Annotated in this window: 13 protein-coding genes and 2 pseudogenes; 14 read left to right on the top strand and 1 reads right to left on the bottom strand. The window is 62.0% G+C overall.

Going from position 1 to position 13,878, the window contains the following annotated elements; translation table 11 throughout:
* From HT737_RS11640 to HT737_RS11605, 8 genes are all read left to right on the top strand, one after another.
* Positions 1-1,218, top strand: a 1,218-nt coding sequence (locus tag HT737_RS11640; protein WP_182402602.1) for a chemotaxis protein CheA, incomplete at its 5' end; no start/stop codon positions are given.
* A 49-nt stretch (positions 1,219-1,267) separates the two neighbouring features.
* Positions 1,268-2,404 (top strand): chemotaxis response regulator protein-glutamate methylesterase, encoded by a 1,137-nt coding sequence (locus HT737_RS11635; protein ID WP_041072948.1) that lies wholly within the window; start codon positions 1,268-1,270, stop codon positions 2,402-2,404.
* Positions 2,404-3,144: a flagellar motor protein gene (locus tag HT737_RS11630; protein WP_007967839.1), complete on the top strand. Its 741-nt coding sequence runs from the start codon at positions 2,404-2,406 to the stop codon at positions 3,142-3,144. The genes HT737_RS11635 and HT737_RS11630 overlap by 1 nt, the downstream gene beginning before the upstream one ends.
* 15 nt (positions 3,145-3,159) lie before the next feature.
* On the top strand, positions 3,160-4,050 hold the full coding sequence (gene motD, locus HT737_RS11625) for a flagellar motor protein MotD (RefSeq protein ID WP_003222931.1): 891 nt from the start codon (positions 3,160-3,162) through the stop codon (positions 4,048-4,050).
* Between the two features lie 43 nt (positions 4,051-4,093).
* Positions 4,094-4,882: a ParA family protein gene (locus HT737_RS11620; protein WP_182402600.1), complete on the top strand. Its 789-nt coding sequence runs from the start codon at positions 4,094-4,096 to the stop codon at positions 4,880-4,882.
* Between the two features lie 105 nt (positions 4,883-4,987).
* On the top strand, positions 4,988-5,926 hold the full coding sequence (locus tag HT737_RS11615; protein ID WP_182402598.1) for a CheW domain-containing protein: 939 nt from the start codon (positions 4,988-4,990) through the stop codon (positions 5,924-5,926).
* Positions 5,927-6,016: 90 nt separating this feature from the next.
* Positions 6,017-6,502, top strand: coding sequence for a chemotaxis protein CheW (locus tag HT737_RS11610; protein ID WP_003222936.1), 486 nt, complete (start codon positions 6,017-6,019; stop codon positions 6,500-6,502).
* Positions 6,503-6,895 carry a DUF2802 domain-containing protein gene (locus HT737_RS11605; protein WP_007961680.1) on the top strand — a complete coding sequence of 131 codons (393 nt, stop codon included), beginning with the start codon at positions 6,503-6,505 and terminating at the stop codon, positions 6,893-6,895.
* 52 nt (positions 6,896-6,947) lie between these two features.
* Here HT737_RS11605 and HT737_RS11600 read toward each other — a convergent pair.
* Positions 6,948-7,644, bottom strand: a pseudogene (locus tag HT737_RS11600) (DNA-3-methyladenine glycosylase).
* A gap of 177 nt (positions 7,645-7,821) precedes the next feature.
* Between HT737_RS11600 and HT737_RS11595 the strand changes: the two are divergent.
* The 6 genes and pseudogenes from HT737_RS11595 to rodA all read left to right on the top strand — a co-directional run bounded on the left by HT737_RS11595 (position 7,822) and on the right by rodA (position 13,868).
* Positions 7,822-9,093 carry a glutamate-5-semialdehyde dehydrogenase gene (locus tag HT737_RS11595; protein WP_121187386.1) on the top strand — a complete coding sequence of 424 codons (1,272 nt, stop codon included), beginning with the start codon at positions 7,822-7,824 and terminating at the stop codon, positions 9,091-9,093.
* The gene (nadD, locus tag HT737_RS11590; protein WP_374011157.1) at positions 9,062-9,784 is read left to right on the top strand and encodes a nicotinate-nucleotide adenylyltransferase; all 723 of its coding nucleotides are present in this window, start codon (positions 9,062-9,064) and stop codon (positions 9,782-9,784) included. Before HT737_RS11595 ends, nadD begins: the two co-directional genes overlap by 32 nt.
* Positions 9,785-9,856: 72 nt before the next feature.
* Positions 9,857-10,351 carry a ribosome silencing factor gene (gene rsfS / locus HT737_RS11585; RefSeq protein WP_007960601.1) on the top strand — a complete coding sequence of 165 codons (495 nt, stop codon included), beginning with the start codon at positions 9,857-9,859 and terminating at the stop codon, positions 10,349-10,351.
* Between the two features lie 9 nt (positions 10,352-10,360).
* A pseudogene (gene rlmH / locus HT737_RS11580) lies at positions 10,361-10,827 on the top strand (23S rRNA (pseudouridine(1915)-N(3))-methyltransferase RlmH).
* A gap of 10 nt (positions 10,828-10,837) precedes the next feature.
* The gene (gene mrdA, locus HT737_RS11575; protein WP_182402592.1) at positions 10,838-12,733 is read left to right on the top strand and encodes a penicillin-binding protein 2; all 1,896 of its coding nucleotides are present in this window, start codon (positions 10,838-10,840) and stop codon (positions 12,731-12,733) included.
* A gap of 31 nt (positions 12,734-12,764) precedes the next feature.
* The gene (gene rodA / locus HT737_RS11570; protein WP_047296919.1) at positions 12,765-13,868 is read left to right on the top strand and encodes a rod shape-determining protein RodA; all 1,104 of its coding nucleotides are present in this window, start codon (positions 12,765-12,767) and stop codon (positions 13,866-13,868) included.
* Positions 13,869-13,878: the final 10 nt, after the last annotated feature.

Below are 13,878 nucleotides of genomic sequence, written 5' to 3'. Positions count from 1 at the left end.
CCGGCCCGTGCGCCCGCTGCACCGCCGCCGGAAAAACCGGCCAGCGAAGCCGAGACCACCGTGCGGGTCGATACCGCGCGTCTCGACGAAATCATGAACATGGTCGGCGAACTGGTGCTGGTGCGTAACCGCCTGGTGCGCCTGGGTCTCAACAGCGGCGATGAAGCCATGTCCAAGGCCGTGTCGAACCTCGACGTGGTCACGGCTGACTTGCAGACCGCGGTGATGAAGACCCGGATGCAGCCGATCAAGAAGGTCTTCGGGCGCTTCCCGCGTCTGGTTCGTGACCTGGCGCGTCAGCTCAAGAAAGAGATCAACCTGGAACTGGTGGGTGAAGAAACCGACCTCGACAAAAACCTTGTCGAGGCCCTGGCCGACCCGCTGGTCCACTTGGTGCGCAACGCGGTCGACCACGGCATCGAGTCGCCGGAAGAACGCGAAGCTTCGGGCAAGGCCCGTGGCGGTCGCGTGGTACTGGCGGCCGAGCAGGAAGGCGACCACATCCTGTTGTCGATCTCCGACGACGGCAAGGGCATGGACCCGAACGTCCTGCGTTCGATCGCGGTAAAGCGCGGTGTGATGGACAAGGACGCGGCCGATCGCCTGAGCGATACCGAGTGCTACAACCTGATCTTCGCCCCGGGTTTCTCGACCAAGACCGAAATCTCCGACGTGTCTGGCCGTGGTGTCGGCATGGACGTGGTGAAGACCAAGATTTCCCAGCTCAACGGCTCGATCAACATCTACTCGACCAAGGGCCAGGGCTCGAAGATCGTCATCAAGGTGCCGCTGACCCTGGCGATCATGCCGACCCTGATGGTCATGCTCGGCAATCAGGCGTTTGCGTTCCCGCTGGTCAACGTCAACGAAATTTTCCACCTCGACCTGTCGACCACCAACGTGGTGGATGGCCAGGAAGTGGTGATCGTGCGGGACAAGGCGCTGCCATTGTTCTACCTCAAGCGCTGGCTGGTCAGCTCCGCCGCTCACGAAGAGCAGCGTGAAGGCCATGTGGTGATCCTGTCGGTGGGCACCCAGCGGATCGGCTTCGTCGTCGATCAACTGGTCGGCCAGGAAGAAGTGGTCATCAAGCCATTGGGCAAAATGCTGCAGGGCACTCCGGGCATGTCCGGCGCCACCATCACCGGTGACGGCCGCATCGCGCTGATCCTCGATGTTCCAAGCATGCTCAAGCGTTACGCGACGAAGCGTATTTGAATCCGGGGCGGTGGGGCGACGACGTCCCGCTGCACCTAATGGAGTGTTTATGGCAGTCAAAGTCCTGGTGGTGGACGATTCGGGTTTTTTCCGCCGCCGCGTCTCGGAAATTCTTTCAGCGGATCCGAGCATCCAGGTGGTCGGCACCGCTACCAACGGTAAAGAGGCGATCGATCAGGCCCTGGCCCTCAAGCCGGACGTGATCACCATGGACTACGAGATGCCGATGATGGATGGCATCACGGCCGTGCGGCACATCATGCAGCGCTGCCCGACCCCGGTGTTGATGTTTTCCTCGCTGACCCACGAAGGCGCCCGGGTGACCCTGGATGCGCTGGACGCTGGCGCGGTGGATTTCCTGCCGAAGAATTTCGAAGACATCTCGCGTAACCCGGAGAAGGTCAAGCAGCTGCTGTGCGAGAAGGTCCACAGCATCTCGCGCAGCAATCGTCGTTTCAGTGCCTACAGTGCGCCGGCTCCGGCCGCTGCACCGACGCCTGCGCCAGCCCCGGCGGCTTCGAGTTTCAGCAGCCACAGCACTGCTGCTCCGACGCGTCCGGCGCCGGCTCCAGCACCTGCTCGCGCGCCAGCCGCCAGCGCGTCGTCGCCGGCACCGAAACGCAAAGCCTACAAACTGGTTGCCATCGGTACCTCCACGGGCGGTCCGGTTGCGCTGCAACGGGTGCTGACTCAGTTGCCGGCAAACTTCCCGGCGCCGATCGTGCTGATCCAGCACATGCCCGCGGCGTTCACCAAAGCCTTTGCCGAGCGTCTGGACAAGCTGTGCCGCATCAGCGTCAAGGAAGCCGAGGATGGCGACATCCTGCGTCCGGGCCTGGCGCTGCTGGCCCCGGGTGGCAAGCAGATGATGATCGACGGCCGTGGCGCGGTGAAAATCCTGCCAGGCGACGAGCGTCTGAATTACAAGCCGTGCGTGGACATCACCTTCGGTTCGGCGGCCAAGTCCTACGGCGACAAAGTTCTGGCGGTGGTCCTCACCGGCATGGGCGCCGACGGCCGTGAAGGCGCGCGTCTGCTCAAGCAGGGCGGCAGCTCGGTATGGGCACAAGACGAAGCAAGCTGCGTGATCTACGGCATGCCGATGGCCATCGTCAAAGCCGATCTGGCTGACGCGGTCTACGGCCTGGACGACATCGGCAAGCACATTGTCGAGGCGTGTATCTGATGGATGTTTTAAGCCTTATCGGGATTATCCTGGCGTTCGTCGCCATCATCGGCGGCAACTTCCTTGAAGGCGGTCACCTCGGCGCGCTGGCCAACGGCCCGGCGGCGCTGATCGTTCTCGGGGGCACCATCGGTGCAGCGCTGCTGCAATCGCCGATGAGCGCCTTCAAGCGCGCCATGCAGATTCTCGCCTGGATCCTGTTTCCGCCACGGGTGGATCTGGCTGGCGGCATCGACCGCGTGGTCAACTGGAGCCTCACCGCGCGCAAGGAAGGCCTGCTCGGCCTGGAAGGCGTCGCCGATGCCGAACCGGACAACTACTCGCGCAAGGGCCTGCAACTGCTGGTCGATGGCGCCGAGCCGGAAGCGATCCGCAGCATTCTCGAAGTGGATTTCTACACCCAGGAAGCCCGCGACATCGAAGCGGCCAAAGTCTTCGAAAGCATGGGCGGCTACGCGCCGACCATCGGCATCATCGGTGCGGTGATGGGCCTGATCCATGTGATGGGCAACCTCGCTGATCCGACGCAATTGGGCAGCGGTATTGCCGTGGCATTCGTCGCGACCATCTACGGCGTGGCCAGTGCCAACCTGGTGTTGCTGCCGGTGGCGGCCAAGCTCAAGTCAATCGCGTTGCGGCAGTCGCGTTATCGCGAAATGTTGTTGGAAGGTATTTTGTCGATCGCCGAAGGTGAAAACCCTCGCTCTATCGAGCTGAAGCTTCAGGGCTTCATGGATTGATGGGGGTAATGGACTATGGCTCGCCGCAGGCATCAGGAAGAACACGTTAATCACGAGCGCTGGCTTGTGTCCTACGCGGATTTCATCACGCTGTTGTTCGCGTTCTTTGTGGTGATGTATTCCATCTCGTCGATCAACGAAGGCAAATACAAAGTCATTTCCGAAGCGCTGATCGGGGTTTTCACCGACTCCGATCGTTCGCTCAAGCCGATTCCGATTGGTGAGGAACGACCGAAAACCGTGACCCCGGCCAAGCCGCTGGTCAAGGACAGCGAGCAGGTCGATGCCGGTATCGCCGGGGCCAGCGATCCGCTGAAAAGCATTGCCGATGACATCAGTGCCGCGTTCGGCGACCTGATTGCTTCCAACCAGATGACCGTGCGCGGCAATGAGTTGTGGGTCGAGATCGAACTCAACTCCAGCCTGTTGTTCGGCAGTGGCGACGCGATGCCGAGCGACATCGCCTTCAACATCATCGACAAGGTCGCGGCGATCCTCAAACCGTTCGACAACCCGATCCACGTCGAAGGCTTCACCGACGATCAGCCGATCCGCACTGCGCAGTACCCGACCAACTGGGAGTTGTCCTCGGCGCGTTCGGCGAGCATCGTGCGCATGCTGGCGATGCAGGGCGTGAACCCCGGGCGTCTGGCCTCGGTGGGTTACGGTGAGTTTCAGCCGGTAGCCAATAACGCCACCGCCGAAGGCCGGGCGAAAAACCGTCGCGTGGTGCTGGTGGTGTCGCGCAATCTCGATGTGCGCCGCAGTCTGACCGGTACCGGGACCGCCAATGCGCAACCGGACGCAGCATTGAAGCGTGCTGGCACACAAACTGCACCGACCCCGGTCAAGACGCCGGGACGCGAGAGTGCCGTCAATTCTCCGTCGCCCGCATTAATACGCTGAGCCATGTCTCGGTCGAGGATCTCGGCCGGGAGGAACGAACCGAATGAGAGTCTGGGCAGTCGCCAATCAAAAGGGTGGTGTCGGTAAAACCACATCTTCCATCGCTTTAGCCGGGTTGCTGGCGGAGGCGGGCAAGCGCGTGGTTGTGGTCGATCTCGACCCGCACGGCTCGATGACCAGCTATTTCGGCTACGACCCCGACAGCCTGGAACACAGCAACTACGACCTGTTTCTGCACAAGGGCCGCGTGCCGCAGGGTTTGCCCGGGCAGTTGCTGTTGTCGACCAGCGACGAACGCATTTCCCTGTTGCCGTCGAGTACCGCACTGGCCACCCTCGAGCGCCAGTCGCCGGGGCAGAGTGGTCTGGGCCTGGTGATCGCCAAGAGTCTGGCGCAGCTGTGGCAGGACTTCGATTACGCGATCATCGACAGCCCGCCGTTGCTCGGCGTGCTGATGGTCAACGCCCTGGCCGCGAGCCAACAACTGGTGATCCCGGTGCAGACCGAGCACCTGGCCGTCAAAGGCCTGGAGCGCATGGTCAACACCCTGGCGATGATCAACCGCTCGCGCAAACAGGCGCTGCCGTTCAGCATCGTGCCAACCCTGTTCGACCGCCGCACCCAGGCGTCGCTGGGCACTTTGCGCGTACTGCGCGACAAATTCCCCGAAGAAATCTGGCAGGGTTACATCCCGGTCGATACCCGTTTGCGCGACGCCAGCCGGGCCGGGGTCACGCCTTCGCAATTCGACGGCAAGAGTCGTGGGGTGCTGGCGTACCGCGCGTTGCTCAAGCACCTGCTGGCGCAACAACTTGTTCCGCAGGTGGCCTGAGATGACCGTGTTCCGATCACGCATGCCTGACTTGCACAAATCCTGTGGGAGCGAGCCTGCTCGCGAAGCAGGCGACGCGGTTTCCCTGTCTGGCGCGGTTGACCGATGAACCGCCCGATCAAGTTGACATCGAAGCCGCAGCTGGCGTTGCAGTCCTATCTGGATAGCTTGCTGCAGGAAGTCCCTGATGAGTTGCCGGTCGAGGCACCGGCCGAGGTGGTCGACAGTACCGAAGCGCTGGATGAGTTCCAGGCCGCCGTGCTTGAAGAACAGGCGCGTGATGCGCAGAAGGTTGTGAAGCCGGTTGCCGCACCTGCCGTGGCGCCCGTTGCAAAAGCGCCGGTGGCGCTGATCGAACAAGCCGAGCCGCCGCGCGCGCCGGTTTCGACACTCGCCCCGCTGCTGCAGACCCAATTGCTGAAAACCGCGCCGGAACCGGTTGTGACCGAACCTGCGCCGGTTGCGCCGGCACCCGTCGAACAGACGCGGGTGCCGCCGGTGGTGGAAGTTCACCTGCCACCGAGCAACACGCCGCCCCCGGTGGACACCGATGGCCGTCCGGCCTGGGCTGCCGAAGCGTTCGAGTGCCTGTTGTTCGATGTCGCCGGGCTGACGCTGGCGGTGCCGCTGGTGTGCCTGGGCTCGATCTATTCGCTGGCCGGCCACGAGTTGACGCCGCTGTTCGGGCAGCCGGAATGGTTCCTCGGGATTCTGCCGAGCCAGGCCGGCAATCTGAAAGTCTTGGACACGGCGCGTTGGGTCATGCCGGATCGCTATCGCGATGACTTCCGTCAGGGCCTGCAGTACGTGATTTCGGTACAAGGTTACGAATGGGGCCTGGCGGTGCATCAGGTCAGCCGTTCGTTGCGTCTGGATCCGAATGAAATCAAATGGAGAAGTCACCGGGGTCAGCGGCCATGGCTCGCCGGCACGGTGATAGAGCACATGTGTGCATTACTTGATGTAGCCGCGCTGGCCGAGTTGATCGCCAGCGGCGGGGCAAAGCACATGGGCGGCCACAAGCCGCTACATAAATCGACATAGCAGCCGACATAACAATCAGGCGATGGCATTTTTCAATGCCTCCACACAGAACACACACCGCTCAGTGCGGTTTTTTCGAGGGGTCAGGGTATGAGTAGTCAGGCGACGAATGCAAAAGGTTCTGAAGATCCGATCCTGCAATGGGTGACCTTCAAGCTGGACAACGAAACCTACGGCATCAACGTGATGCGCGTGCAGGAAGTCCTGCGTTACACCGAAATCGCTCCGGTACCGGGTGCGCCAAGCTACGTGCTGGGCATCATCAACCTGCGCGGTAACGTGGTCACCGTGATCGACACCCGTCAGCGCTTCGGCCTGAACAGTGGCGAGATCAGCGACAACACCCGTATCGTCATCATCGAAGCCGACAAGCAAGTGGTCGGGATCATGGTCGACAGCGTGGCCGAAGTGGTTTACCTGCGTCAGTCGGAAATCGAGACCGCGCCGAACGTCGGCAACGAAGAGTCGGCCAAGTTCATCCAGGGCGTGTGCAACAAGAACAACGAGTTGCTGATCCTGGTCGAGCTGGACAAGATGATGAGCGAAGAAGAATGGTCGGAACTGGAGAGCATCTGATTGATTCTCGAAGTTGCGGTCATTGTCCTGTTTCTGTTCTGGGCAGGCACGCTGGCAATGTTTCTGGCGTACATCAAGGCGCAGCGGGTGATCGCGGCGCAACAGGCCCAGGGCGATGCGCTGCGTGACCAGCGCATCAAGGACTTGGCCAAGCGCGTCGACGACTATCAGAACGGCAACGTGCGCATGGGCGAAGCCCTGCACGAGCTGCGCTCGGTAGTCGGTCCGTTGCCGGACAAGATTGTGGCGCTGGAACAGCGCGACCCGTCGAGCCTGTCGTTCGCCCAGGCGGCGAAACTGGTGGGCATGGGCGCGAGTGTCGATGAGCTGACTCAGTCCTGTGGCTTGACCCAGGCTGAGGCGGAGTTGATGCGCAAGCTGCACAGAAGCTGAAGCTGAAGATCAAAAGATCGCAGCCTGCGGCAGCTCCTGCAGGGTTACGTGTTTACAGCAGGAAATAATCGCGCCCTTCGACCTGACCCCGGCGCAACGGGTTCCGCGTGCACCACTGGGCATACGTGGCGTCGACGAACCGGTACATCAGGTGTTCGTCGCGGCCCTGGGGAATGCCCAGGCGTGTGGTCTGAATGATCTGCGTCGGCGTCGGGCCGGTGTCTTCCACCAGCAGCAGTTCATGGTCGAAACGCTTGGCGTCCCACATCGGTACCTTCAAGCCCAGCGCCTTGCACAGCAACGTCTGGCCGGCGCACAGTTTTTGCGAAGGACGCGGGCGGCCTTGGGCATCGGGATTGTTCAACAGCATCTGCGCCAGGCTCGCCGGCCCGCTGACCTCATCGACCCATGGGTAGGCGGATTTGATCAACACCGCATTGCCCGGCCCCTGAGCGCTGAAGTTCAGTGAATCGCCGCCACGGGCGTAATACATATAAATGTGTCCACCATCCAGAAACAAAGCCTTACGCTTTTCCGTGTAGCCGAGGGAGGCATGACTGCCTTTTTCCGCGCAGTAATAGGCTTCGGTTTCGATGATCCGGGCACTGAGCCACAGATCGCCGACCCGGTGGCGGATGACTTTGCCGAGCAGATCGCGCGCCAGCACTTGCGCGTCACGGTCGAAAAAAAGTGTCCGGAAGGCCCAGTGGCAGGTGCTCGGCGGTGGCGCGAACGGTCAGGTTGGACATGGCAAACGGTGGTTATCCAGGCGAAGGAGGTCGCGATGATAACAATCCGCGGCTTAATTACGGCTGAACGTCGGCAAATTGCAGTCCATTTCGACCATCCGCCCGTCACCGCTGTTAGTCCCGGGACGCGACAGCTATAATCTGCCGCTTTCCTCTTTGCCAAGACCCCAGCAGACCATGACTGAGTCCGTTCTTGACTACATGACCCGATTGGGTCGCGCCGCCCGCGAAGCTTCCCGGGTCATCGGCCGTGCCAGCACCGCGCAGAAAAACCGCGCCTTGCAGGCTGCTGCCAATGCGCTGGACGCTGCGCGCGCCGAGCTGGCCGCAGCCAACGAACAGGATCTGGCCGCTGGTCGCGCCAATGGTCTGGAGCCAGCCTTGCTGGAACGTCTGGAACTGACTCCCGCGCGCATCGATGGCATGATCGTCGGCCTGCGCCAGGTGGCAGCACTGCCGGATCCGGTCGGTGCGATCCGTGACATGAGCTTCCGCCCGTCCGGCATTCAAGTCGGCAAGATGCGCGTGCCGCTGGGTGTGATCGGGATCATCTACGAATCCCGGCCCAACGTGACCATCGATGCCGCCAGCCTGTGCCTGAAGTCCGGTAACGCGACCATCCTGCGCGGTGGTTCCGAGGCGATTCATTCCAACCGGGCGATTGCCGCGTGCATCCAGCGCGGTCTGGCCGAGGCCGAATTGCCGGCAGCCGTGGTGCAAGTGGTCGAAACCACCGACCGTGCCGCCGTCGGCGCGATGATCACCATGCCTGAGTACGTCGACGTGATCGTGCCGCGCGGTGGCCGTGGCCTGATCGAGCGCATCAGCCGTGACGCCCGCGTGCCGGTGATCAAGCACCTGGACGGCATCTGCCACGTTTATGTCAGTGCCCACGCCGATCTGGCGAAAGCCCGGCGCATTGCCTTCAATGCCAAGACTTACCGTTATGGCATCTGTGGCGCGATGGAGACGCTGCTCGTCGATCAAAGTGTTGCGAAGGATTTCCTGCCGGCGATGGCTGCCCAGTTCCGCGAAAAAGGCGTCGAGCTGCGTGGCTGCGAACGCACCCGGGCGATCATTGACGCGGTAGCGGCCAGCGAAGATGACTGGAGCACCGAGTATCTGGCGCCGATCCTGTCGATTCGCGTGGTCGACGGACTGGACCAGGCCATCGAACACATCAACCATTACGGCTCGCACCACACCGACTCGATCGTCAGCGAAAACCTCGCCGACACCCGGCGTTTCGTCGCGGAAGTCGACTCGGCGTCGGTGATGATCAACACCCCGACGTGCTTCGCCGATGGATTCGAATACGGATTGGGTGCCGAGATCGGCATTTCTACTGATAAGCTGCACGCCCGCGGCCCGGTGGGTCTCGAAGGGCTGACCTGCGAGAAGTACATCGTGGTCGGTGATGGCCAGTTGCGCGGCCAGGCGACGGTCTGACTTGACCGACTTCGACCTGACAGCGCCGCAAACCGGCAGCGAGTCTCGCCCGCAACGCATTGGCGTGCTGGGCGGCACGTTCGATCCGGTGCACATCGGCCATTTGCGCGGTGCGCTGGAAGTCGCTGAAGCGCTTGGGCTCGACGAGCTGCGCATGATGCCCAGCGCCCGGCCGCCGCATCGCGATACGCCGCAAGTGTCGGCGCAGGATCGGCTGGCCATGGTTGAGTGCGCGGTGGCCGGAGTGCCGCCGCTGGTGGTGGACGCCCGCGAATTGCAGCGGGACAAACCGTCCTGGACCATCGATACCCTGGAGTTGATGCGTGCCGAAATGGCCGCCGAGACCCAGGTTTTTCTGCTTTTGGGCTGGGACGCATTTTGCGGCCTGCCCACTTGGCACCGCTGGGAGGAGTTGCTCCAGCATTGCCATATCCTGGTGCTACAGCGCCCGGACGCCGACAGCGAACCGCCGGATGCCTTGCGCAACCTGCTGGCAGCGCGTTCGGTGAGCGACCCGCTGGCCCTCAAAGGGCCGAGCGGACAGATTGCATTCGTCTGGCAGACACCGCTCGCGGTTTCCGCCACCCAGATCCGTCAACTGCTGGCCAGCGGTAAGTCGGTACGTTTCCTGGTGCCCGACGCGGTCCTGGCCTACATCGATGCGCACGGTCTGTACCGTGCGTCGAACTGAACAAGGCGTGCTTCACTGATACGAATCCACGTATCGCCAAGCCGCCGAATACATGAGCAAAACGAGTTTTATATGACCGACAAAGATGTAAGCAAAGTTAAGCGCAAAGGCACGTTCAAGAGCGCGCCGCTGCCGGAAGTCGCCAACACCAACGAGCCGCTCAAGGGCGACGAGCTGGTCAAGGTTGCCGTGGCAGCCCTGGAAGACGTCAAGGCACAAGACATCCAGATCATCGATGTTCGCGACAAGCAGAGCATCACCGACTACATGATCATCGCCACCGGTACCTCCAATCGCCAGATCAATGCGATGCTGGACAAGGTCCGTGAAGAGGTCAAAAAGCAAGGCGCCAAGCCGCTGGGCGAAGAAGGCAAGGGCGACAGCGACTGGGTGCTGCTCGACCTGGACCTGGTGATCGTGCACATGATGACTGCCTCGGCACGTCAGTTCTACGACCTGGAGCGCCTGTGGGCCGGTGCCGAGCAAAGCCGTGCGGCAGACGCCAAGCACCACAGCCCGGAAAACACCCACGAGCATTTCACCAAGCTCAACAAAGACCAGCTGTAAGGGATTGCTGTGCGACTGCGACTGATCGCCGTCGGTTCACGCATGCCCAAGTGGGTGGAAGAAGGCTGGCATGAGTATGCCAAGCGTCTTCCGTCCGAGCTGGCGCTGGAACTGGTGGAAATTCCGCTCAATACCCGTGGCAAGAACGCCGACGTGGCCCGTTTCATCCGCCAGGAAGGCGAAGCCATGCTGGCCAAGGTCGGGCCGAACGAGCGGATCGTCACGCTGGAAGTGCATGGCAAGCCCTGGAGCACCGAGCAACTGGCGGTCGAACTCGACCGTTGGCGGCTGGATTCGCGCACGGTCAACTTCATGGTCGGCGGCCCCGAAGGCTGGCGCCGGAAGTCTGCGCTCGCGCCGACCAGCGCTGGTCGTTGTCGCCGCTGACCTTGCCGCACCCGCTGGTGCGGATCCTGATCGGCGAACAGCTGTACCGTGCCTGGACCGTGCTGTCCGGTCACCCTTACCACAAGTAGTCCTGCCCTCATGTCTCAGCCGATCCGCATCAAGGACCACGAAAAGGACGCCCGCCTGGTGCGTAGCCGCGTCGTGTTCGGGGCTGTTGCGGTCATGCTGTTGATCGGCGTACTGATTGCGCGGCTGTACTACTTGCAGGTGATCCAGTACGAGTACCACTCGACACTCTCGGAAAACAACCGCGTCCACGTGCAGCCGATTCCGCCGACCCGCGGGTTGATCTTCGACCGCAACGGCGTGGTGGTGGCGGACAACCGTCCGAGCTTCAGCCTGAGCATGACCCGCGAACGCTCCGGCGACTGGCAGCAAGTGCTCGACGTGATCGTCGAAGTGCTGCAGCTGACGCCCGAGGACCGGGTGATCTTCGAAAAACGCATGCGCCAGGGGCGCCGGCCGTTCGAGCCGGTGCCGATTCTGTTTGAGCTGACCGAAGAGCAGATCGCCCGGATCGCGGTGAACCAGTTCCGCCTGCCCGGGGTGGAAGTGGTCGCGCAGTTGGTGCGTCATTACCCGCAGGGCGCGCATTTTGCGCACTCGGTGGGTTACATGGGGCGGATCAACGAGAAAGAGCTGAAGACCCTCGACCCGGTCAACTACAGCGGCACCCATCACATCGGCAAGACCGGCATCGAGCGTTTTTACGAGCCGGAACTGCACGGGCAGGTGGGTTACGAGGAAGTCGAGACCAACGCCCGCGGCCGCGTGCTGCGCGTGCTCAAGCGGACCGATCCGATTCCCGGCAAGGACATCGTCCTGAGTCTGGACATCAAACTGCAGGAAGCGGCGGAAGCTGCACTGGGCGGGCGGCGCGGCGCGGTGGTGGCGCTCGATCCGAACACCGGTGAAGTCTTGGCAATGGTCAGTCAGCCGAGTTTCGACCCGAACCTGTTCGTCACCGGCATCAGCTTCAAGGCCTATGCCGAGCTGCGCGATTCCATCGACCGGCCGCTGTTCAACCGGGTGCTGCGCGGTCTGTACCCGCCGGGTTCGACGATCAAGCCGGCGGTGGCGATTGCCGGTCTCGATGCCGGTGTGGTGACGGCGTCGAGCCGGGTGTTCGACCCCGGTTACTACATGCTGCCCAACTACGATCACAAGTACCGCAACTGGAACCGCACCGGTGACGGCTTCGTCGACCTCGACACGGCGATCATGCGTTCCAACGACACCTACTTCTATGACCTGGCGCACAAGCTGGGCATTGATCGGTTGTCGGCCTACATGAACAAGTTCGGCATCGGCCAGAAGGTCTCGCTGGACATGTTCGAAGAATCTCCCGGCCTGATGCCGTCCCGCGAGTGGAAGCGTGCGACGCGCAAACAGGCGTGGTTCCCGGGCGAGACCCTGATTCTGGGGATCGGCCAGGGCTACATGCAGTCCACACCCTTGCAACTGGCGCAGGCCACGGCGCTGGTGGCCAACAAAGGCATCTGGAACCGGCCGCACCTGGCCAAGACCATCGAAGGTGCCAAACCGGTAGATGAAAACCCGATGCCGGATATCGTTCTGCGCGATCCGTCGGACTGGACCAAGGTCAATCACGGCATGCAGCAAGTGATGCACGGCGCCAGAGGAACCGCGCGCAAGGCGGCAATCGGTGCGCAATACCGCATCGCCGGCAAGTCCGGTACCGCTCAGGTGGTCGCGATCAAGCAAGGTGAAAAATACGACCGGTCCAAGGTTCAGGAGCGCCACCGCGACCACGCCTTGTTCGTCGGTTTCGCTCCGGCCGACAACCCGAAAATCGTTGTGTCGGTGATGGTCGAGAACGGTGAGTCCGGCTCCGGCGTCGCCGCGCCAGTGGTGCGTCAGGTCATGGATGCCTGGCTTCTGGATCAGGAGGGTCGATTGAAGGCCGAATACGCCGGTCCTATCAGTGCGGAGGCTTCGGCCCGTGATGAATAATTTTGATCGCATGCTCTCCAGTGAGGATGTGATGCGTCGTCGTGCGACGCTGCTGCAACGTCTGCATATCGATGGCCCGCTGTTGATCCTGCTGCTGATTCTCGCCGCGGGCAGTCTGTTCGTGCTGTATTCGGCGAGCGGCAAGAGCTGGGATCTGCTGGGCAAACAAGCCACTTCGTTCGGCATCGGCCTGGTGTCGATGATCGTCATCGCCCAGTTCGAACCGCGTTTCATGGCCCGCTGGGTGCCGCTCGGTTATGTGGTCGGCGTGGTGCTGCTGATGGTGGTGGACATCATGGGCCACAACGCCATGGGTGCGACGCGCTGGATCAACATCCCCGGAGTGATCCGCTTCCAGCCTTCGGAGTTCATGAAGATCCTGATGCCGGCAACGATTGCCTGGTATCTGTCCAAGCGCACGCTGCCGCCGCAGCTCAAGCACGTCGGCATCAGCCTGATGCTGATCGGTGTGCCGTTCATTCTGATCGTGCGCCAACCCGACCTCGGGACGTCGCTGCTGATTCTGGCCGGCGGCGCGTTCGTGCTGTTCATGGGCGGGCTGCGCTGGCGCTGGATCCTCAGCGTGCTGGCTGCGGCCGTGCCGGTGGCGATCGCCATGTGGTTCTTCATCATGCACGACTACCAGAAGCAGCGGATCCTCACGTTCCTCGACCCGGAAAGTGATCCACTGGGCACTGGCTGGAACATCATCCAGTCGAAAGCCGCGATCGGTTCCGGCGGCGTGTTCGGCAAGGGCTGGCTGCTGGGCACCCAGTCGCACCTGGACTTTCTGCCGGAGAGCCATACCGACTTCATCATCGCCGTACTCGGCGAAGAGTTCGGTCTGGTCGGCATCTGCGCGCTGCTGCTGATCTATCTGTTGCTGATCGGTCGCGGCCTGGTGATCACCGCCCAGGCGCAGACGCTGTTCGGCAAATTGCTCGCTGGTGCGTTGACCATGACGTTTTTTGTTTACGTTTTCGTCAACATCGGTATGGTCAGTGGCCTGTTGCCGGTGGTGGGGGTGCCGTTGCCCTTCATTAGCTACGGAGGAACTTCGCTGGTGACACTGCTGTCAGCGTTTGGGGTTTTGATGTCGATTCATACGCATCGCAAGTGGATCGCACAGGTTTGAATAAGGTGAA

Source organism: Pseudomonas sp. MD195_PC81_125, assembly GCF_014060985.1.
In the GTDB taxonomy this organism is placed as follows: Bacteria; Pseudomonadota; Gammaproteobacteria; order Pseudomonadales; family Pseudomonadaceae; genus Aquipseudomonas; species Aquipseudomonas parakoreensis.
Note: the sequence above shows the minus strand (reverse complement) of the source record. Positions and strands in the feature narration are given on the sequence as shown.

Coding starts and splice junctions, on each gene's coding strand:
- HT737_RS11635 (WP_041072948.1), top strand. CDS start 1,268: ATGGCAGTCAAAGTCCTGGTGGTGGACGATTCGGGTTTTTTCCGCCGC.
- HT737_RS11630 (WP_007967839.1), top strand. CDS start 2,404: ATGGATGTTTTAAGCCTTATCGGGATTATCCTGGCGTTCGTCGCCATC.
- motD (WP_003222931.1), top strand. CDS start 3,160: ATGGCTCGCCGCAGGCATCAGGAAGAACACGTTAATCACGAGCGCTGG.
- HT737_RS11620 (WP_182402600.1), top strand. CDS start 4,094: ATGAGAGTCTGGGCAGTCGCCAATCAAAAGGGTGGTGTCGGTAAAACC.
- HT737_RS11615 (WP_182402598.1), top strand. CDS start 4,988: ATGAACCGCCCGATCAAGTTGACATCGAAGCCGCAGCTGGCGTTGCAG.
- HT737_RS11610 (WP_003222936.1), top strand. CDS start 6,017: ATGAGTAGTCAGGCGACGAATGCAAAAGGTTCTGAAGATCCGATCCTG.
- HT737_RS11595 (WP_121187386.1), top strand. CDS start 7,822: ATGACTGAGTCCGTTCTTGACTACATGACCCGATTGGGTCGCGCCGCC.
- nadD (WP_374011157.1), top strand. CDS start 9,062: ATGGCCAGTTGCGCGGCCAGGCGACGGTCTGACTTGACCGACTTCGAC.
- rsfS (WP_007960601.1), top strand. CDS start 9,857: ATGACCGACAAAGATGTAAGCAAAGTTAAGCGCAAAGGCACGTTCAAG.
- mrdA (WP_182402592.1), top strand. CDS start 10,838: ATGTCTCAGCCGATCCGCATCAAGGACCACGAAAAGGACGCCCGCCTG.
- rodA (WP_047296919.1), top strand. CDS start 12,765: ATGCGTCGTCGTGCGACGCTGCTGCAACGTCTGCATATCGATGGCCCG.